At 59.9% G+C, this 18,782-nt stretch carries 18 protein-coding genes; 4 read left to right on the top strand and 14 right to left on the bottom strand.

Annotation, left to right across the window (positions count from 1 at the left end):
• The 3 genes from E0502_RS13340 to ychF are packed head-to-tail and all read right to left on the bottom strand — an operon-like array spanning position 1 to position 2,741.
• Entirely contained in the window at positions 1-741 is a 741-nt protein-coding gene (locus tag E0502_RS13340; RefSeq protein WP_137678479.1) for a MauE/DoxX family redox-associated membrane protein, read from the bottom strand.
• 38 nt (positions 742-779) lie between these two features.
• Positions 780-1,580 (bottom strand): DUF1206 domain-containing protein, encoded by an 801-nt coding sequence (locus E0502_RS13335; RefSeq protein WP_137678478.1) that lies wholly within the window; start codon positions 1,578-1,580, stop codon positions 780-782.
• Positions 1,581-1,640: 60 nt separating this feature from the next.
• Positions 1,641-2,741 (bottom strand): redox-regulated ATPase YchF, encoded by a 1,101-nt coding sequence (ychF, locus tag E0502_RS13330; protein WP_137678477.1) that lies wholly within the window; start codon positions 2,739-2,741, stop codon positions 1,641-1,643.
• Positions 2,742-2,842: 101 nt separating this feature from the next.
• Between ychF and E0502_RS13325 the strand changes: the two genes are divergently transcribed.
• On the top strand, positions 2,843-4,369 hold the full coding sequence (locus tag E0502_RS13325) for a tetratricopeptide repeat protein (RefSeq protein WP_137678476.1): 1,527 nt from the start codon (positions 2,843-2,845) through the stop codon (positions 4,367-4,369).
• Between the two features lie 79 nt (positions 4,370-4,448).
• Here the strand turns inward: E0502_RS13325 and E0502_RS13320 are convergent, their stop codons facing one another.
• From E0502_RS13320 to E0502_RS15140, 10 genes are all read right to left on the bottom strand, one after another.
• Positions 4,449-5,162 (bottom strand): cistern family PEP-CTERM protein, encoded by a 714-nt coding sequence (locus tag E0502_RS13320; protein ID WP_137678475.1) that lies wholly within the window; start codon positions 5,160-5,162, stop codon positions 4,449-4,451.
• A 144-nt stretch (positions 5,163-5,306) separates the two neighbouring features.
• Positions 5,307-6,299: an SDR family oxidoreductase gene (locus E0502_RS13315; RefSeq protein ID WP_137678474.1), complete on the bottom strand. Its 993-nt coding sequence runs from the start codon at positions 6,297-6,299 to the stop codon at positions 5,307-5,309.
• 298 nt (positions 6,300-6,597) lie between these two features.
• Positions 6,598-7,167, bottom strand: coding sequence for an aminoacyl-tRNA hydrolase (pth, locus tag E0502_RS13310; protein ID WP_137678473.1), 570 nt, complete (start codon positions 7,165-7,167; stop codon positions 6,598-6,600).
• A gap of 94 nt (positions 7,168-7,261) precedes the next feature.
• Positions 7,262-7,957: a 50S ribosomal protein L25/general stress protein Ctc gene (locus tag E0502_RS13305; protein ID WP_137678472.1), complete on the bottom strand. Its 696-nt coding sequence runs from the start codon at positions 7,955-7,957 to the stop codon at positions 7,262-7,264.
• 131 nt (positions 7,958-8,088) lie between these two features.
• Entirely contained in the window at positions 8,089-8,976 is an 888-nt protein-coding gene (locus tag E0502_RS13300) for a TraB/GumN family protein (protein WP_137678471.1), read from the bottom strand.
• Positions 8,973-9,908, bottom strand: a complete 936-nt coding sequence (locus E0502_RS13295; RefSeq protein WP_137678470.1) for a TraB/GumN family protein — start codon at positions 9,906-9,908, stop codon at positions 8,973-8,975. The genes E0502_RS13300 and E0502_RS13295 overlap by 4 nt, the downstream gene beginning before the upstream one ends.
• A gap of 68 nt (positions 9,909-9,976) precedes the next feature.
• Positions 9,977-11,041: a TraB/GumN family protein gene (locus tag E0502_RS13290; protein WP_137678469.1), complete on the bottom strand. Its 1,065-nt coding sequence runs from the start codon at positions 11,039-11,041 to the stop codon at positions 9,977-9,979.
• A 48-nt stretch (positions 11,042-11,089) separates the two neighbouring features.
• Complete coding sequence (locus E0502_RS13285; RefSeq protein ID WP_137678468.1) at positions 11,090-11,524, bottom strand: hypothetical protein; 435 nt, start codon at positions 11,522-11,524, stop codon at positions 11,090-11,092.
• Positions 11,511-11,705: a helix-turn-helix transcriptional regulator gene (locus E0502_RS13280; RefSeq protein ID WP_137678467.1), complete on the bottom strand. Its 195-nt coding sequence runs from the start codon at positions 11,703-11,705 to the stop codon at positions 11,511-11,513. Before E0502_RS13280 ends, E0502_RS13285 begins: the two co-directional genes overlap by 14 nt.
• The gene (locus E0502_RS15140) at positions 11,702-11,860 is read right to left on the bottom strand and encodes a hypothetical protein (RefSeq protein ID WP_161593783.1); all 159 of its coding nucleotides are present in this window, start codon (positions 11,858-11,860) and stop codon (positions 11,702-11,704) included. Before E0502_RS15140 ends, E0502_RS13280 begins: the two co-directional genes overlap by 4 nt.
• Before the next feature lie 197 nt (positions 11,861-12,057).
• Here E0502_RS15140 and E0502_RS13275 point away from each other — a divergent pair, with 197 nt between their 5' ends.
• The 3 genes from E0502_RS13275 to ppdK all read left to right on the top strand — a co-directional run bounded on the left by E0502_RS13275 (position 12,058) and on the right by ppdK (position 17,985).
• Positions 12,058-12,981 carry a glycine--tRNA ligase subunit alpha gene (locus E0502_RS13275; protein WP_137678466.1) on the top strand — a complete coding sequence of 308 codons (924 nt, stop codon included), beginning with the start codon at positions 12,058-12,060 and terminating at the stop codon, positions 12,979-12,981.
• Entirely contained in the window at positions 12,978-15,215 is a 2,238-nt protein-coding gene (gene glyS / locus E0502_RS13270; protein ID WP_137678465.1) for a glycine--tRNA ligase subunit beta, read from the top strand. Before E0502_RS13275 ends, glyS begins: the two co-directional genes overlap by 4 nt.
• A gap of 94 nt (positions 15,216-15,309) precedes the next feature.
• Complete coding sequence (gene ppdK / locus E0502_RS13265; protein WP_137678464.1) at positions 15,310-17,985, top strand: pyruvate, phosphate dikinase; 2,676 nt, start codon at positions 15,310-15,312, stop codon at positions 17,983-17,985.
• On the opposite strand, the gene E0502_RS13260 is transcribed toward ppdK, so the two are convergent.
• Positions 17,978-18,742, bottom strand: a complete 765-nt coding sequence (locus tag E0502_RS13260) for a methyltransferase domain-containing protein (RefSeq protein WP_137678463.1) — start codon at positions 18,740-18,742, stop codon at positions 17,978-17,980. The genes ppdK and E0502_RS13260 overlap by 8 nt on opposite strands.
• Positions 18,743-18,782 lie beyond the last annotated feature (40 nt).

Here is an 18,782-nt window from a genome sequence, read left to right as displayed (position 1 = left end):
CTACAAGACGGGCTGCACCAGCATCCACGCCGCCATCCCGATCATCGCAAGGTTTTCACTCAACGATACAAAGCCGAGCGGAACGCTTGCACTGCCGCCAACGCAGGCACATTTGATCTCGCGCTTCTGAACATAGACTGCGTAGAATACGGAAACTGCGCCGATCGTGCCGATCGTCAAAGCAACCGGGATCGAAATCCAGGGCAAGACGCGTCCCGCCATCAGGACCGCAGCCAGCGCTTCGAGAAATGGGTAGGCATAGGCGTAGGGAACGAACCGCTTCCCGAGCAGATCATATCCGACGAACATCGAAGAGAACTTCTCGACATCCTGCAGCTTGAGCATGGCGAGCATCGCCATGGAAAACGCGATGAACCATTCAATCGTGCGGATAGTGAAGGGCGTTTCGTAAGTAAACTGGCTGAGCGAAAGCGCAATCGCCAGACCCACCGCAAACACGGCAAGCACCGGCTTGTAACTGGTCGCGTCGGGATCGCGCACCGGGTTGCCGAAATGCGCGCGCAGATCGGTGTAACCGCCAATACGCTCGCCCTCTATGAACGTTTGCGGCGTAGTCGAAACCCCGTGTTCAGCCTTGAACGCATCAGTCTCTTCGCGCGTAGTCAGAGGGTGATCATCGACAGAGTAGCCCTGTCGTTCCAGCAGCCACTTGGACTTGATGCCGTACGGACAGACATGCTTGTCCATCTTCATTCGATAGAGTTTCGCGCTTTTTGCCATGGATGCAATTTATACCCCTGGGGGGTATATGCAAGAGCTCATGCGCGGAACGAGGGGATCCGCCCATCGTCACCAAGATCGGGAATGATCCGATAACGCGCAAGGACGAAGCTGAAGAGCCCGAAAATCAGCAAGCCGAGCGCGGTCAGTGTGAAGATAATCCCTTCACCGGCCAGCGAAGCGACTGCATCACCCAGGGTCTTGATTTGCTCCGAACCACCCGAGAGGAATCCCGCGCTGAACACTGACCACCCGATGACCAGAAAGACGACTGCACGCGCAGCGTAACCGATCCGGCCTGCAAGCTTCGTCTGGCTCGGCGCATCGCCCGCGATGCGGTTCATGAAGCTGGCGGTGTAGGCTTTCTTGCCCTGATTTGCAGCCGCAAGGAAGAAGGCAATCCCGAGGATGCCGAGCACGATACCACCCAGTTCGAACGACAGGACACCTGCCGCTGCTTCCTGCGCGCCTCCGCCGGAACCGGATGATTTGTCGGTGGCGAATTTATATGCCGAGTAGGCGAGGGCAAGGTGGCCGACCGCGCTACCGGCATGGCCCAGCCTTTTGCCCCAGCCAAGCGCGTCGCTGCCCTCGTTTTCAATATCAAACAGCGGCGAGCAAAAGCGGAATAGCGCGTAGCCGAGCATCCCGAGGACCATCAGCCAGAGAATGGCCGTGCCCGCCGGAAAACCTTCGATCGCGCGAAAAATGCCGTCAGTTCCCTTGCTGATCTCGCCCGCGCTGGTCAGCGCGATAAGACCGAGCACCGTGTAGAGAAGCGCCCTGCTGAAATAGCCGAGGCGAACCAGCCAGTTGAATTTTTCCGACTTGTCGACCATGACCAAACCCCGTTTGAAACTTCCTTCGGGGCTGCAACGAGCGGGGCGCGAAATCGGTCCCTAAACGTTGAATTTGAACAGCAACACGTCGCCATCCTGCACAATATATTCTTTGCCTTCCTGACGCAGCTTGCCGGCATCGCGCGCGCCGGCTTCACCCTTTAGCGCAATGTAATCGTCGAACGCGATGGTTTCGGCACGGATGAAGCCCCGCTCGAAATCGGTATGGATTTCACCCGCTGCTTGCGGTGCCTTTGCGCCATCGGGATAGGTCCATGCGCGCGTTTCTTTCGGCCCGGCGGTGAAGAATGTCTTGAGCCCGAGCAAAGCGTATCCTGCCTTGATCACCCGAGCCAGCCCGCTTTCTTCAAGCCCGAGATCTGCGAGAAATTCGGCCCGGTCTTCCTGCGGAATTCCCACGAGGTCGGCTTCAATTGCCGCTGACACCACGACGGCTTGCGCACCCTCGCGTTCGGCTTTGGCAAACACCTCTGCTGACAGGCTATTGCCGGCAGCAGCGTCTTCTTCCGATACATTGCACACATAGAGCACCGGCTTGGCTGTGAGCAATTGCGCCTGCTCGAACAGTGCGGCTTCAACATCGTCCTTCGGTTCTGTCAGCCGGGCAGGCTTTCCGTCCTTGAGCAGTTCAAGCGCTTGCCCGAGCACGCTGGCGAGTGCCTTGGCCTCTTTGTCGCCCGCCGTGGCGCGCCGCTTCGCATTCTCGACACGCTTTTCCAGGCTCTCGATATCCGACAGCATCAACTCGGTCTCGACTACATCGGCATCGGCCAGGGGATCGACCCGATTGGAAACGTGCTGAATATCGTCATCTTCGAAACAGCGAAGCACATGGACGATGGCATCGACTTCACGGATATTGCCGAGGAACTGATTACCTAACCCTTCGCCTTGGCTCGCGCCCTTCACGAGTCCGGCAATATCGACGAATGCGAGCTGGGTCGGCACGACCTTCGCGGACCCGGCGATCGCGGCAATCTGGTCGAGCCTTTCATCCGGCACAGACACCTGGCCGACATTCGGCTCGATCGTGCAAAACGGATAATTGGCCGCTTCGGCTTTTTGCGTTTCAGTCAACGCGTTGAACAGGGTGGACTTGCCGACATTGGGCAGCCCGACGATTCCGCAACGGAAACCCATCGAAAACTCCGGATATTGGGACTGGCGGCGGCCTTTAGCGCCGGACACAGATAAAGGCCAGCTTCACCGTTTTTTTATCGCTTCGCTTTAATTGTCTCCGCATGAAAAAGTTCAAACATTTCGCACTCGTCGCTTTGGCCGGCACTGCATTGGCATCTTGCGGGCTTGAACCGGCGGAGAAGTTCGCCCGCGCGCAGGAAAACTATGCGGCCCACGCTTATTCCGATGCCAGGCTGGATCTGGAATCCGCACTGCAGGATCTACCGGGTGATGCGGCGATGCTGGAGCTGCTTGCGCGAACGCAAATTGCTTTGGGCGACGGGGAAGGCGCAATGCAAGCGCTGGAGAAACTGCAATCGCAGTGGGCGGTCCGTCCGGAGTTGGTCATACTGGCAGCCGAAGCGGATATTCTGCGCGGCCGCTTCGATCCCGCGCTGACCAAGCTGGAAGGCATTGAAACTGCCAACGCATACCGGGTCAAAGCCCTCGCCATGATGGGCAAGGATCAGCCGGACCTGGCGCTTGAAGCGCTCCAGAAAGGCGAAAACGCAACAGGCGAAAAGGCCGACCTGCAAGCGACATTCGCGCGGTTCGAACTGGCGCAGGGCAATCTTTCGGCGGCACGCGAACGCGCTCAATCGGCTTTGAAAAGTAATCCTACGCTGCTCGATGCGCTGCTTGTGTCGGGCGAAGTGAACATCGCCCGCAACCGTCTTCCGCAGGCGCTGGAGCATTACGAGAAAGCCAATGAAACCTATCCGGAGAACCTCGCCGCGATGATCGGGCGCGCAGCTGTCCTGGGCGATCTCGGGCGGCTCGATGAGGCCGGTGAGTTGCTCGATCGCGCTGCCAGCGCCGCTCCCGATAATATTCGCGTAGTGCATTTGAAGGCACGCCTGGCGGTGGAGCAAGGAAAGTGGGAGGCAGCACGATCATTGTTGCAAAGTCAGGAAGCAGCGGTTCGCGCGAGCCCTGCCATGCAATTGACTTATGCCACGGCGCTGTTGCGTCTCGGCCAGGTGGAGCAGGCGCGCATGTTGCTTAGCCCGTTGGTAGATCGAAATCCGGGCATGCGTTCATCCCGTTCGTTGCTGGCAGAAGCGCAATTGGCGAGCGGCGACAGTGCCAACGCACTCAAGACCATCCGTCCGATTGCCGAGCGGCCCGACGCGAGCCCGCAGGAACTCGATGTGGCAACGAAGGCTGCGCGAAACGCCGGCGATCCCTCTGCCAGCAGATATGCTGCGCGCGCGCGCATGCCGGCCCCGGAGTGGCTTGGCGGCGAGTTAGCAAAGGCGGACAGCGCATTGCGCAATCAACAGTGGAAGAAAGCGGTTGAAAGCTATGAAGCTATCAACCAGCGCAGCCGCAAGCCAAATCCAATGGTCCTGAACAATCTTGCCTATGCAAAAAGCCAGCTGGGCGAGAAAGATGCCGCGCTGGATTTCGCTCTTGAAGCTCTCAAACTTGCAGCGGACAATCCGTCGGTGATGGACACCGCAGGGTGGTTGTTGGTGGAAACCGGCAGGGACAAGGGGCGGGGAACCGCTCTCTTGCGCAAGGCCAGCCAGCTTGAACCGGACAACACTGGCATTGCTCGCCGCTTGACGGCTGCTGAGCGCAGCTAGGTCAGTTTAGACCTTTCAGGCAAAACAAAACCCCCGCCGGATGGGCGGGGGTTTATTTGCTCAGATGCTGCCGCGCGGATCAGGCGGTCGCTGGTGCCAGCGCTGGCTCGAACCGACGACGGCGGCGCATGAAGCCGAGCCCGACCAGTGCGAGAGCAAAGATGCCGAGGATACCCGGAGCTGGAACTGGCGTGCCGCCGCTCGAACTGCTCGTCGAGGTGCTAGTCTGCTTGCCGCTGGCTGACGTGATGCCATTGACGCCGGTGATCGACTGATAGCGGACGAAGAAGTCGTCCAGTGTAATCGACGTCGGTGACGAGGCGAACTGGAGGCTAAGTGAACCGGTGCCGGTTTCGCCAGCCATCAGGCCGCCGCGGTTGCCGGCGCAGGAATTGGTGCGAGCCGCCTTAAAGCACACATCGACCGAACCAATGCCATTCGGATAGTTCGAGTCGCTGAGCACGAAATTGAACGTTCCCGTGGAACTGGCGCTGGAGATGTCCGGATCGGTGTTGAAGGCAAAGCTAGAGATACGCGAATCGATCCCCGAACCGCTGGTTGTGTTGGTGACAGCGTAATCGAACTCGTATGTGTCGCCGTTGATGCCGGTCAGTGTGTAGACAGTTGTTGCCGAAAGACCGTCTATCGTCTGACCGTCAGCGAAGCCGTCATAGTCGATGGTGAAGCTGTCGCCGATATTGCCCGCGTCGAGCATGATCGGTTCAGCCGCCGCCGGTGAAGCGAACACTGCGGCCATCGCAGCGAGAGTGGTCAATGCGGCACGTTTAAGCATGGTCTTTTGCCCCTAAATGGCATTTCAGCATGGTTTAGACCATAGTACGCAAGCAACGTGCCAGTTGAGGAATTCCGCCGGATACGAAGGTTAACGCTCCGCGCCCGAGGCGCAGCTTGTCAATTTATCCGACAGCGCTTTGCTTCAACTGTGTACGGCCTTAATCAACGGGCCATACCCGGTCTCACCCAGCCAATCGACCTGCACGCGCGCTGTTGCTTCATTGATCGGGATCTGCGGCTTGTTGCCAGGATGGACCGGCACGCGCAGTGGGCGGGTGCCGGGCGGCATGGAAAGAAGACGGGCAATGGCACGCGGAATATCCATCGGGTCTGCAGACCGTCCCGAACCATCTTCTGCGCCCATCCGCGCGACTGCCTCGGGATAACCCGCAAGGTGGATCGCGCTCGCACGTTTCCTGAGCTCTTCGGTATACCGGTTGCGATTGACCCACACCTTGGTGGGATAGCCGCCCGGCTCGATAATCGTCACGTCGATACCATGCGGCACAAGTTCGTATGCCAGCTGCTCCCCCATTGCTTCCAGCGCGAATTTGGTTGCGGAATAATGCCCTGAGTAGGGGACGATGACGCGGCCAAGCTGGCTCGAAATCTGAAAAATCATGCCGGACTTTTGTGCGCGCATACCCGGCAAGACCGCGCGCGCCATGCGGTGGCAACCAAAGACATTCGTCTCGAAAATGAGGCGCGTGGCTTCCATGTCCTGCACTTCGACAGGAGAGGTGATGCCGATCCCGGCGTTGTTGATCAGCACATCGATCGGGCCGCCGTTGATCTGCTCCGCCCGCGCGACCCCTTCCGCAACCGACGCATCGTCGGTCACGTCGATCTCGAGCACGATGATATCGTGGCCATGCTCGCTCGCATGTTGCTCCAGCTCGGCGGCTTCTGCGCGAGGCAGGTTCCGCATGGTGGCAAACACGCGTGCGCCCAGGGCGGCGAGATGAATGGCACTCAGTCGGCCGAAGCCGGAGGAGCATCCGGTGATCAGGATCGACTTCCCAGTCAGATCGATCTCCTGCGCCAAAATATCGGACTGAGCCAAGCCTGCGGTGGCAGCCAGCGCCCCTGTGGCGGATGCGCCGGCGAGCAGGGTACGGCGAGTGACGCGGGTCATCTATTGTCCTCCAGTTTTTCTAGCCAGCCGTCCAGCTCTGCGGGCGCGCGGAAACGTATGATGTCGCAAGCTGCGCCTTCCAGCAAGCGTCCGGTTCGCAAACGAGGACCGGCATTGCAGCGCGCGATGCAATAAAAGAACGCCGGGTCAAAGCGCTCCGGGCATCCTGATGTCATGTCGGGTCGCGATTGGCCGTGGTAATGCCATACGCGGTTAAGCGCACGCCAAAGGCAAGGGTGATCGGATAGTCGAGATAGATAACCGTGTCGGCGCGGGCGAGACGGGGCTCCATCGGGCTTCAGTCCTGCATTCGCAAGGATACATCGCTCATGAAGCGGGCATCATCACTTTTCGCGAGCCAATCGCACTCTGAACCAATCGCGCCGAGCATCTGGATAAGATCATCCTGTTCGGCTTTGGCGTAATTGCCCAGCACATAACCGTGGACACGCTCTTTGTGGCCCGGATGGCCTATTCCGATCCGCACCCGGCGATAGTCCGGGCCAAGGTGCTGCGTTATCGAACGCAGGCCATTGTGCCCAGCATGCCCGCCGCCTTGCTTCACCTTCACCTTGAACGGCGCAAGATCCAGTTCGTCATGGAACACTGTCAGCGCTTCCGGCCCAAGTTTGTAGAACCGCAGCGCTTCCCCGACCGAACGACCACTTTCATTCATAAAGGTGGCCGGCTTGAGCAGGATGATCTTCTCGCTGCCTATCCGGCCTTCCTGAATCCATCCCTGGAATTTTCTCTGCACGGGGCCGAATCCGTGGATGTCGGCAATGACATCGACCACCATGAAGCCAACATTGTGCCGGTGCATCGCATATTGCGGACCCGGATTTCCTAGACCTGCCCAGATTTGCATAGTGCGTGCCCTCTAGCGAGAGCCTCCGAAAATGCAAAACGCCGAGCTCCGTGAAGAGCCCGGCGTCTTGGTGATTGCGAAAGGACTGTCGAGCTTATTCGCTCTTGTCTTCCTGTTCCTGTGCAGCGTCGGCGTCCGGACCCTGTTCGGTCGCAGCGGTTTCGCCGGCTTCCATGCCTTCGCCAGTCTGACCGTCTCCGCCTTCGTCTTCCGACTTCTTGAGCGCGGACGGGGCAACGAGCGTGGCAATGGTGAAGTCGCGATCGGTGATTGCGCTTGCACTGCCAGCGGGAAGGGTAAGCTCGCTGATGTGGATCGAGTCGCCGACTTCCTTGCCGGTGACATCGATTTCGATCTCACTCGGGATCTTGTCGTTATCACACACAAGCTGGAGCTCGTGACGGACCACGTTGAGAACGCCGCCCTTCTTGAGGCCAGGCGATGCTTCTTCATTGATGAAGACCACGGGTACGTCGACTTCGATCTTGGCGCCTTTGACCATGCGCAGGAAATCTGCGTGGATCGGGCGGTCGCTAACCGGGTGAAGCGAAACGTCCTTGGGCAGGCAACGGAATGAATCGCCACCGAGTGTGATCTCGACGATCGAGTTCATGAAGTGACCGGTCATCAGCTGACGGACCAGTTCCTTTTCCTCGATGTGGATCGGTGTGGGTTCTTCCTTGCCGCCATAAATCACAGCGGGAACGCGGCCTTCGCGACGCAGTGCACGGGAGGCTCCCTTGCCCGCCCGTTCGCGCGTCTCGGCCGGCAGGGTCAGAGCATCGCTCATAATCGCTTACCTTTCAAAATGCTTTGGTTCGTACATTTTTCCTGCCACGCCTCCAGGGATGACCACGGCCAGGAAAGGCGCGCCTATAGACGGGCAGGGCGAAAAAGCAAGCGTTCAGCTTCGCTTGCGGACTACTGGATACGGCGTGTTCTGTAGCCCTGCGCGGCAAGCAGTGCGGGCAGGCCATGCTCGCCAGCCAGATGGGCCGTTCCGACTGCGATAAAGGGCTGCGGCTGGTCAGCCAGCATGGCCGTGATCTGCGGCACCCACGCGGTATTCCGGTCTATGAGCAGCGCCTTGAGCAGTTCCTCGTCACTCAGCAGCGCCTCGCGCGTTCTCGTGTCGATCTGTTCGACGTCACCGCGATACCACAAGCCGCCGAGCTGGAATGGGCGGGTTTCGAGTTTGTCCGCCTGATGGAGAATGCTGGCCAGCAAATCGTCCTGGTCTTCCTGAGACAGACTGTCGAAGATCGATAGCTGGCTTTCGATTGTCTCGAGTTCGCGGATCGGGCCGTGATCGAACGATCTCAGTAAGGCGCGGTCCACGCCATTTTCGGTTTCACCGGTGTCGGTCAGCTGCGCAACCGTCAACGCAACCGCCCAGGTTTCCAGCTCTGTGAAATCGTCTTCCGAATAGCCTGCTTCACCAAGCAGCTCGGATAGCGCCGCGCGGTCCGAGCGCCGTACGCGCTGGAACAGCGGCTTCAGATCAGACGAACGGGAGAGACGGTTATAGACCGAAGAAATTGCGCCAGGTTCATCGATGTCCTTCACCTCGACCACCAAAATATCGGCGTCGTCCAAGGCCGCATCCAGAACAGTTGTCCGCCAAGCGACACCGTCGGGCAGGGCATGGATGGTCCCGAACAGCCAGCCTTCTACCTGACCATTGGCCGAGGTGATTTCCCAGATTGCCGGTGATGCATCGCCCGAAAATTCTTCAGGCGCCGGAGGTTCTCCGCATGACGCGAGCGCCGCCGCCACTATTCCCAGCACAAATGCGTAAAAGCGTTTCACTGGACCCGGGTAGCCACGATGCCTCGCCGGTCCAGCAAATCCTGCACGCTTTTCTCGCCGGCAAGATGGCCTGCTCCGACGGCTATGAAGATCGAACCCGGCTGGTCGAGGCGCTGGTCGATCCATTCCGCCCAATTTGCGTTGCGCGAATAGAGCAAGGCATCTGCCAGCCCGGGATCGGACTCCAGCCCCTCGTTCATCACATCGGCCAAACCGTCCGGATCGCCCTCGATCCACTCGGCAACCATCGCGTCGACCACGGACTTGGTGTCATCGACCTGCTCCGCGCTCGTAATGAGAAATTCGATCTGGTCTTCCTGCGGCATGCTGTCGAAGATGCCGATCTGGAATTCGATCGTTTCCAGTGCACCAAACTGCATGTCCGGCCCGGCGAGCGCGATAAGCTGCTTCTCGACCCCTTGATCGGGTGAGTAACCCTGCTGCATCAGCGGCAAGAGCGTCAGGGTAAGCCCGGCCATCCATGGCTCGAACCGGTCGAAGCCGGTCACCGGCATGCCGACACGGGTCATCGCTGCGTCAAAGGTCTCGCGCTGATCCTGATCAAGGAGCGAACGCAGCGCCGTCCCTTCCGGCAACATGCCAGCGGTCAGCGCCACAATCTGCATTTTGGCCTCGTCCTGCGGCTGCATCGGAATTTCCGTCACCAGCATTTCGGAAGCTTCGAACGCTTCGCGAACCGGTCCGGTGTACCATTCGAGACCCGAAGGGAGCGCATGGACGGTCCCGAACAGGAAGATGGTGGTGTCCTCGTCCGCGACCTTCCACAGGGCAGGGCCGGCCATCTCCACATCTGCGGCCGAAACCTGTTCTGTCAGGACCGGGGTAGGTTTTTGCTGTTGTGCAGCAGCTGATCCGGCGAGCACGAGCGAGGCCGAGCAGGCGGCAGCGAAAGTCTTGATGAAGGTTTGCATAAGCAGTCTCGCTACCCGGTATTCCCTTGTCGGATCGTGAACGCGCAAAAATACATCTGTGCAAGAGGCTAGTTGATCCGCTCGGCTGCCAGTCCGCGCTCTTCGAGCATCAGCAGCACAGAATCCGGCCCTTCAAAATGACCTGCGCCGACAGCAAGCAGTATCTTGCCGGGTTTCTCGAGCCGATTGTCCAGCCACTGCGCCCATGCCCGGTTCCGGTCTTCCAGCAAAACCTTGTTCATCGCGAGACCGAGCGGGCTGTCATCGAACATTGCCTCCAGCACGACTTCTCCCTTTGCCCACGAGTGTTCCATTTCGAAGGCAGCGTAACCGGCAGGCTCTGCAAGCTCAGCGGCACCGTCAGAGGATTCGAACGAGAGTGTCTCCAAAGCTTTGCCGTCCCACGCATCGAGATCCTTCTCCAGAGCGGTAATCATGATGTCTTCGTCGATATCCATCAAAGCGAACATGACCTCGGCCGCGTTTTCGATCGAGCCGACGGGTTTGCCAAGCTCTTCGAACTGTGCGGAAAGAACGGTCTCGACCCCAAATTCATCCATCGAGCCCTCCATGAGGCTCATGCTCATGCCGACGCCCAGCATCGACATGATCAGCGGCATATTGTCGAACACTTCAGGCTCGTTGCCGGTCATGATCCCGAGCTTGAGCCACTTCTTCCCGTTTTGCGGAGACATTTTCTTCGAAGTCGGCACCCGGTCAACCATGGCATCGACCACTTTCGACATGGATTCGACCATTTGTGTTTGCGCATCCTTGTCGGATGTTTCCAGCACAAGCTCATCCACTTGCTCGACTATGGCTTCCAGTTGCGGCGTGCGCCACTCCAGCCCCGGAGGAAGGATGTGGACGGTTCCGAACAGGTAAATGGTCGTGTCCTCGTCAGACAGGCGCCAGATTGCCGGGTTGGGCTGATAATCCTGCTTCGCACCGGCCGGAATTGCTGCTTCGGCAAGCGCTGCCTCGACCTCGGCTATGGTTGCAATTGCCACTTCTTCGGCAGCTTCGGCTTCTGCCGCATACTGGTCGTCGACCGGCTGGGCATAGGCTGAGCCGGCAAAGACGAGGCCGATCGACGCAGTCAAAAGCGCAAGGTTCATGCTGAGGTGTTTCATTCTGCTATCTCTAAATCAGAATGCGGCGCCGTTGGTAGAGTGAAACGATTAACGCACACCAATTCTGCGTGTCAGGTAGGCTAGCCCAGATGCCGCGATGGTGCTGATCAGAATGGGCAGATGTTGAGGCGGCGGCGCGATGCCAGCTTGATCCAGAGCCATCCACACGAAGGTAATTATGACATAAACATAGATACCAACAGTGTTTGCCCACAAATTGTCCATCAGATCGAGCTCGTCAATCCGGTGATAATAGCGGTAACCGAACCAGATGAACCCGGCGGCAGTAGCTGCCAGCACTGTATAGACCGCCCATTCAGGGATCAGCCCCTGTTCCACCTTGGCGGTGACTAAGCCGCTAGCGAAACCCGCGCCGGCCGCGACGACCAGGCCGAATATGACAAAGAGGAAAAATGCCCGCCTGCGGCGTACCAGCTTCTGCTCGCCGCTTTCTGCTTTCTTCGATGGTTTACTGTTCGTCATCGAAAATCTCCTCGATCGGCAAGTTGAATAGACGTGAAATACGGAAAGCGAGCGGGAGCGACGGATCGTGTTTGCCGGTCTCGATAGCGTTCACAGCTTGGCGCGAAACGTCGAGGTTGCCGGCTAATTCCGCCTGGCTCCAATCACGTTCCGCCCGCAGCACCTTGAGACGGTTCTTCATCCGGCAGCGATCGTTTTGACGATATCGATCACCTTCAATATCTCGAGGACGAAACTGGCTACACCAAATCCAGCGAATAGAAATGTTGCATTGGCAAGGATCGCAGGAGCTTTGTCACGGAGCGAAACATCTGCGGGAATCGGGATCGAAAACATGTTTGAATTCCTGTAATAAGAACCCGACATTATGTCAGGTTGTCCTGACTAAATGTAGCATTGTCCTGATCATGTCAACACTACCTTACATTTTATCGGGAAAACCTGTCATCATGTCCCTTATGACATCATATCCCACCGCGCCATGCTGCGCTGCGGCATTGACGCGTTTGGGGGCTTGCGCCAAAGCCCCGCGCATGGCGAATATTGCTCCTACCATTCCGGCCCGAGAACCGGCGAGATCATTCCAGGACATGATCCTCGCCCTCCACGATTTCTGGAGCGCGAACGGGTGTCTCATCCTCCAGCCATACGACATGCGTATGGGCGCGGGCACATTTCACACCGCAACCACCTTGCGGGCGCTTGGTCCGGAGCCTTGGAACGCCGCCTTCGTGCAGCCGTGCCGCCGCCCTACCGACGGGCGCTATGGCGAAAACCCGAACCGGCTGCAGCACTATTACCAGTATCAGGTGATCCTGAAGCCGAGCCCGGCGAACATCCAGGACCTCTATCTGGAAAGCCTGCGGGTGATCGGAATCGACCCGCTGAAACACGATATCCGCTTTGTCGAGGATGACTGGGAGAGCCCGACGCTGGGCGCCTGGGGCCTGGGGTGGGAGGTCTGGTGCGACGGGATGGAAGTCACTCAGTTCACCTATTTTCAGCAAATGGGCGGGTTCGACTGCAAGCCGGTGGCGGGTGAGCTGACCTACGGGCTGGAGCGCCTTGCGATGTACATCCAGGGGGTCGACAGCGTGTATGACCTCCAGTTCAACTCCGCCGGAGTTTCCTATGGCGACGTGTTTCTCGAAAACGAGAAACAGATGTCGAAATGGAACTTCGAGGTTGCAGACACCGACGCGCTGTTCGACCTGTTCAACAAGGCCGAGGCCGAGTGCAAGAATGCACTTGAAAATCAGGTTCCTATCGCCGCTTACGAACAAGCGGTCGAGGCCAGCCACATCTTCAATCTGCTGCAGGCGCGCGGCGTGATCAGCGTGCAGGAACGCGCCAGCTACATGGGCCGCGTTCGTGATCTCGCTCGCGGTTCATGCGAAGCGCATATGGCGAAGGAAGCGCCCGGCTGGGCGGAAAAATATCCGGAGTGGTCGGCATGAGCGATTTCCTCCTCGAACTCCGCTCCGAAGAAATTCCCGCCCGCATGCAGGTCGGAGCGCGGGCTGAACTCGAAAAGCTGTTTCGCCGCGAGATGGATGCCGCCGGCGTCGAAACCGGAGACGTCACCGTCTGGTCGACGCCGCGCCGCCTGGCGCTGATCGCACGCGATCTGCCTGACGCCACGAAAGCCGTCAGTGAAGAGGCGAAAGGACCGCCCGAGGGCGCGCCGGATCAGGCCATCGACGGGTTCTGCCGCAAAAATGGCGTCACGCGCGATCAGCTCGAAGTCCGCGACGTCAAAGGCCGCGCGACCTATTTCGCGGTCATCGAGAAGCCTGGGCGGGCAGTCCGCGAACTGCTGGCTGACGCCATTCCGGCAATCATTCGCGATTTCAGCTGGCCCAAGTCGATGCGCTGGGGCGAAGCGTCGCTGTCGACCGAAAGTCTGCGCTGGGTGCGCCCGCTGTCGGGGATCGTCGCGCTGCTCGGCAATGATGTGGTCGAATGCGAAGTGCACGGAGTAACCTCCGGCGCGGTTACGCTGGGCCACCGGTTCCACCATTCCGGCGACATCACCATCGGCAATGCCGAGGATTACGCGATGAAGCTGCGCGCTGGCCATGTCGTCGTCGATCACGAGGAACGGCAGGACACGATCCGCCAGCTCGCGAGCGAAGCCGCGCGAACCGCCGGACTGACGCTGGTCGAAGATGAAGGCCTGGTGGTCGAGAACGCGGGGCTGACCGAATGGCCGGTGCCGCTGCTCGGCCGGTTCGAGCGCGACTATCTCGATGTGCCGCCCGAAGTGATCCAGCTCACCGCACGGGTGAACCAGAAATATTTCGTGTGCGAAGACAGTGACGGCAAACTGGCGAACGCCTTCGTCTGCACCGCCAATATCGAGAGCACGGACTGCGGCAGCGCGATCGTCGATGGCAACCGCAAGGTTCTCGCGGCGCGGCTTTCCGATGCGCGCTTCTTCTGGGACGTTGACCGCAAGCATACGCTGGCCGATCATGCCAAGGGCCTGGAGCGGATTACCTTCCACGAGAAGCTGGGCACGGTGGCCGACAAGGTCGAGCGCGTGGCGAAGCTGGCCCGCTGGCTGGTCGAGGAAGGTATCGTCAAGGACGCCGACCCGGATATGGCCGAACAGGCCGCGCAGCTGTGCAAGGCCGATCTCGTCACCGAAATGGTCGGCGAGTTTCCCGAATTGCAGGGCCTGATGGGCGGCTACTACGCCCGCGCCGAGGGCCTGCCCGTCGAAGTCGCCGACGCCATACGCGATCACTACAAGCCGGCCGGGCAGGGCGACGAGGTGCCGACCGCGCCGGTAACGGTGGCGGTGAGTTTGGCGGATAAACTGGATACTCTTATCTCCTTTTTCGCCATTGATGCGAAGCCCACTGGCTCAAAGGATCCTTTCGCTTTGAGGCGAGCGGTCCTCGGAGCGATTTCACTCATCCAGGAGAACGGACTGCGGTTGCGATTGCGTGACGCAATAACCAACAGCCACCCCGACGAATTCCTGGGCGGGACTCCCATCGCAATATCGGAAGATGACGGGGCGTTCAGGCCGCTGAGCGACAGCGAAAAGTTGGACATACGCCGCAATCGTCGGGAAGAGACGTCTGATAGTCTACTCGAGTTCTTCGCCGACCGCCTCAAGGTCCAGCAGCGCGAGGCGGGCGTTCGCCACGACCTGATCGACGCTGTCTTCGGCCTCGGCGGGGAGGACGATCTCGTCCGCCTGCTTTCACGCGTGAAGGCCCTCCAGTCCTTCATGGGCACCGAAGACGGCGCCAACCTGCTCGCCGGTTACAAGCGCGCGGCCAATATCCTCAAGAAGGAGGATTGGGGCAGCGAGCCAGCCCACACCGGCGACGAGGACCCGATGGAAAACGTCGACGATCCCGATATGCGCGCGGTCTATGCCGCTGCCACCGAGGATCGCACGCAGAAAACGCTGTCCTACACGCCCGAAGCTGCGGAAAAGGCGCTGATCGACGCGCTCGATGCGGCGGAACCGAAAGCGGCCAATGCCATCGAAGCAGAAGATTTCGCCGCTGCCATGTCCGCACTCGCCTCGCTCCGCGCGCCGATCGATGCCTTTTTCGAGGAAGTGACGGTAAACGCCGATGAAGAAAACAAACGCCACGCCCGGCTCGATCTGCTTGCACGCTTTCGTGCTGCAGTGCACAATGTCGCCGATTTCTCCCGCATTGAGGGGTAAGGTGACAGTTGCCTAGCGCAGAGTGTCGCAATCGTCGAAAATCGCGGGGACTGTGTCAACAGTGTCAACACCCGACAGAAAACCAGGGATTCCAATGAACAAGACGGTCTACAATTTCGGCGGTTCCCCGGCTCTTGGGCAGGACCATTCGGACCCGCGCCAGAAAGACAAGACCGTCACCGGCGGCAAGGGCGCCAACCTTGCGGAAATGGCGCAAATCGGCTTGCCGGTACCGCCCGGCTTCACCATCGCCACTGAAGAATGCCTGTCTTATCTGGCAGGTGGCTCCGACTTTTCAGACGGTTTGCGCAGCGCGGTGGCCGAGTCCGTCGAGCATATCGAGCGCACCGTGGGCAAGAAGCTTGGCGATCCCGATGATCCGCTGCTGGTATCGGTCCGCTCCGGCGCGGCGGTTTCAATGCCTGGCATGATGGACACGGTCCTCAATCTCGGCCTCAATGACCAGACGGTGCAGGGCCTTGCTGCAACATCGGGTGATGCGCGCTTTGCCTGGGACAGCTATCGCCGTTTCATCCAGATGTATTCCGACGTTGTCCTCGGCCTCGATCACGGATTGTTCGAGGAAGCACTGGAAATAGCCAAGGAAGACAAGGGCTTCTACAACGATACCGAGATGGAGTCCGAAGACTGGCAGGCGCTGGTTGCCGAATTCAAGTCCATCGTCGAGCAGGAACAGGGCGCACCTTTCCCGCAGGATGTGCAAGCGCAGCTGTGGGGCGCCATCGCCGCCGTGTTCGACAGTTGGGACAGCGACCGGGCCAAGGTCTACCGCCGCCTGAACGATATCGCCCACGACATGGGAACGGCGGTCAACGTCCAGGCGATGGTGTTCGGCAATATGGGCGAGACCAGCGCGACCGGTGTCGCCTTTACCCGCGACCCGGCGACCGGCGAGAAAGCCTATTACGGCGAATATCTGATCAATGCGCAGGGTGAGGACGTGGTAGCGGGCATCCGCACGCCGCAATATCTGACCAAGGCAGCGCGCGAAGCGGCGGGAGCAAAACCGCTCAGCATGGAAGAGGCCATGCCCGAAGCCTATGCCGAGTTGGCCAGCGTGTTCGACCTGCTGGAGAAGCACTACAGGGACATGCAGGACATCGAGTTCACGGTGCAGGACGGTGTGCTGTGGATGCTCCAGACCCGGTCCGGCAAGCGCACGGCCAAGGCGGCGCTCAAGATGGCCGTGGACATGGCGGATGAAGGCCTGATTGACGAGAAGACCGCGATCCTCCGGGTCGATCCAATGGCGCTCGACCAATTGCTCCATCCGACGCTCGATCCCGAAGCGCCGCGCGATGTGCTCACCACCGGGCTGCCCGCATCTCCGGGCGCGGCAAGCGGCAAGATCGCGCTCGATTCCGAGACCGCCGAACAATGGTCAGGACGGGGAGACAAGGTGATCCTTGTCCGGGTGGAAACCTCGCCCGAGGACATTCACGGCATGCACGCGGCCACCGGTATCCTGACGGCCAGAGGCGGCATGACGTCACACGCGGCCGTGGTTGCGCGCGGGATGGGCCGCCCCTGCGTTTCAGGCGCATCGCAGGTGTCGATCGACCTCGCCTCGCGCTCTTTGCGGATCGGCAATCGCGAATTCAACGAGGGGGACACGCTCACCCTCGACGGGGCCAACGGGCAGGTCATGGCGGGCGAAGTGCGTACTATAGAGCCGGAGCTGGCCGGTGACTTCGGCGTATTGATGGAATGGGCAGACCGGTACCGCCGGATGGGCGTCCGCACCAACGCGGAAACTCCGGCTGATTGCAGGATGGCGCGTCAATTCGGGGCAGAGGGCATTGGCCTTTGCCGCACCGAGCATATGTTTTTCGACGCAAGCCGCATCAGCGCGGTGCGCGAGATGATCCTGGCCGAGGACGAGAAGGGCCGCCGCACGGCGTTGGACAAATTGCTCCCTGAGCAGCGCGCCGACTTCAAAGCGATTTTCGAAGTCATGGCAGGGTTGCCATGTACCATCCGTCTGCTTGATCCACCGCTGCATGAATTCCTGCCGCATTCCGAAGCCGAGTTCGCCGATCTCGCTCAGGCAACCGGATACGGGGTCGATCACCTCAAGCGGCGGGCAAGCGAGCTTCACGAATTCAACCCGATGCTCGGTCATCGCGGGTGCCGTCTCGGAATCACCTATCCCGAAATCTATGAAATGCAGGCGCGCGCGATCTTCGAAGCGGCCTGTGCCGTCGCACAGGATGGAGCGGAAACGCCGGTTCCCGAGATCATGATTCCGCTGGTCGCGACGAGGCGCGAGCTGGAGCTGCTCAAGGCCCTGATTGATCGTGTTGCACAGCAGGTTTTCGAAGAAAGTGGCTGTCCGGTCGAGTATCTGGTCGGCACGATGATCGAACTTCCCCGTGCTGCGCTGATGGCAGGAGAAATCGCGCAAGAGGGCGCGTTCTTCTCGTTCGGGACCAATGATCTGACGCAGACCACTCTGGGTGTTAGCCGGGATGACAGCGCCCGCTTCCTGGCGCCCTATGTCGACAAGGGAATTTTCGCGCGCGATCCGTTTGTCAGCCTCGATATCGAAGGCGTCGGCCAGCTGGTCCAGATGGCGGCGGAGCGGGGCAGGGCAACCCGGCCCGACATCAAGCTCGGGATTTGTGGCGAGCATGGTGGAGACCCCGCCAGTATTGCCTTTTGTGAGCAGACCGGACTCGATTACGTGAGCGCTTCGCCCTATCGCGTGCCGATTGCACGCTTGGCTGCCGCGCAGGCTGCGCTCAGCTGATCGGCCGTTTGCGCCACCCGGAAAGAGTCAGTATTTCAAAGGTTTCAACGACGCGGCCATCCTCGCCAGCTCGGTGCAGGAATGCCGCCCGCGCCTGGTCCAGCCCATGCCGGGTGAGCGGCGGAGCAATCGATGCTAGCCGCGATGTCATTCCGTTCAAGCGGAGATCGCTGACGAGCCGGTCGAGAGAGGTGTAGGACACGCGTAGCGTATGGCTGTCGACCACAGGGCTGTGCCAACCGGCCCGCTGGATCAGCTCCGCAGCGGCTCGTACATCGACGGATGGATGCATCCGCGCCGCAGGCCGGTCGCCATCGGCGGCTAGCATCGCTTGCCTGAGTTCGGGCAGGCTAGGCGCTCCGACAAAAGTCGCGACCGCGAAACCTCTAGGCGCAAGTGCGCTGTGCATATGGATTAGCGCGCCGGGCAAGTCGTTCAACGTATCGAGCGAGTTGAGGCTGCAAATGAGATCGAAGCCAGCATCGACCAGCGAAGCGTGATAGGGCTTCTCTTCATCGATCCCGGGATCGGGAATCGCTTCGCATCCCGAATGCTGCAGATGATCGGCCAGCGTGGGTGAAGCGTTACCCAACAGCAGAGCACGACTGGGCCTGTGCCGCACGAATTTCAGTCGGTCGATGATTTCTGCCGCCATATGATCGATCAGGAATGCTTCGTACGAAAGCTTTGCAGCCCTCGCAGCAACAGATCCTCGGCGGGCAGGAGAGAAGATGGTGGGGATGGTGCGCTCAGCCATGTGGCGCAAGTGGCGGGCTTGCCGCACGGATGCAAGCCGT

Origin of the sequence: Parerythrobacter lutipelagi (assembly GCF_005434975.1) — a bacterium.
Classification (GTDB): domain Bacteria; phylum Pseudomonadota; class Alphaproteobacteria; order Sphingomonadales; family Sphingomonadaceae; genus Parerythrobacter_A; species Parerythrobacter_A lutipelagi.
Note: the sequence above shows the minus strand (reverse complement) of the source record. Positions and strands in the feature narration are given on the sequence as shown.

What these genes read in the sequence shown, in the direction of transcription:
- E0502_RS13295 (WP_137678470.1), bottom strand. Translation starts at nt 9,908, where the DNA reads ATGCAAACCTTCATCAAGACTTTCGCTGCCGCCTGCTCGGCCTCGCTC.
- ppdK (WP_137678464.1), top strand. Translation starts at nt 15,310, where the DNA reads ATGAACAAGACGGTCTACAATTTCGGCGGTTCCCCGGCTCTTGGGCAG.
- E0502_RS13290 (WP_137678469.1), bottom strand. Translation starts at nt 11,041, where the DNA reads ATGAAACACCTCAGCATGAACCTTGCGCTTTTGACTGCGTCGATCGGC.
- E0502_RS13260 (WP_137678463.1), bottom strand. Translation starts at nt 18,742, where the DNA reads ATGGCTGAGCGCACCATCCCCACCATCTTCTCTCCTGCCCGCCGAGGA.
- E0502_RS13325 (WP_137678476.1), top strand. Translation starts at nt 2,843, where the DNA reads ATGAAAAAGTTCAAACATTTCGCACTCGTCGCTTTGGCCGGCACTGCA.
- E0502_RS15140 (WP_161593783.1), bottom strand. Translation starts at nt 11,860, where the DNA reads ATGTTTTCGATCCCGATTCCCGCAGATGTTTCGCTCCGTGACAAAGCT.
- glyS (WP_137678465.1), top strand. Translation starts at nt 12,978, where the DNA reads ATGAGCGATTTCCTCCTCGAACTCCGCTCCGAAGAAATTCCCGCCCGC.
- E0502_RS13320 (WP_137678475.1), bottom strand. Translation starts at nt 5,162, where the DNA reads ATGCTTAAACGTGCCGCATTGACCACTCTCGCTGCGATGGCCGCAGTG.
- ychF (WP_137678477.1), bottom strand. Translation starts at nt 2,741, where the DNA reads ATGGGTTTCCGTTGCGGAATCGTCGGGCTGCCCAATGTCGGCAAGTCC.
- E0502_RS13285 (WP_137678468.1), bottom strand. Translation starts at nt 11,524, where the DNA reads ATGACGAACAGTAAACCATCGAAGAAAGCAGAAAGCGGCGAGCAGAAG.
- E0502_RS13280 (WP_137678467.1), bottom strand. Translation starts at nt 11,705, where the DNA reads ATGAAGAACCGTCTCAAGGTGCTGCGGGCGGAACGTGATTGGAGCCAG.
- E0502_RS13335 (WP_137678478.1), bottom strand. Translation starts at nt 1,580, where the DNA reads ATGGTCGACAAGTCGGAAAAATTCAACTGGCTGGTTCGCCTCGGCTAT.
- E0502_RS13275 (WP_137678466.1), top strand. Translation starts at nt 12,058, where the DNA reads ATGGCGAATATTGCTCCTACCATTCCGGCCCGAGAACCGGCGAGATCA.
- pth (WP_137678473.1), bottom strand. Translation starts at nt 7,167, where the DNA reads ATGCAAATCTGGGCAGGTCTAGGAAATCCGGGTCCGCAATATGCGATG.
- E0502_RS13340 (WP_137678479.1), bottom strand. Translation starts at nt 741, where the DNA reads ATGGCAAAAAGCGCGAAACTCTATCGAATGAAGATGGACAAGCATGTC.
- E0502_RS13315 (WP_137678474.1), bottom strand. Translation starts at nt 6,299, where the DNA reads ATGACCCGCGTCACTCGCCGTACCCTGCTCGCCGGCGCATCCGCCACA.
- E0502_RS13305 (WP_137678472.1), bottom strand. Translation starts at nt 7,957, where the DNA reads ATGAGCGATGCTCTGACCCTGCCGGCCGAGACGCGCGAACGGGCGGGC.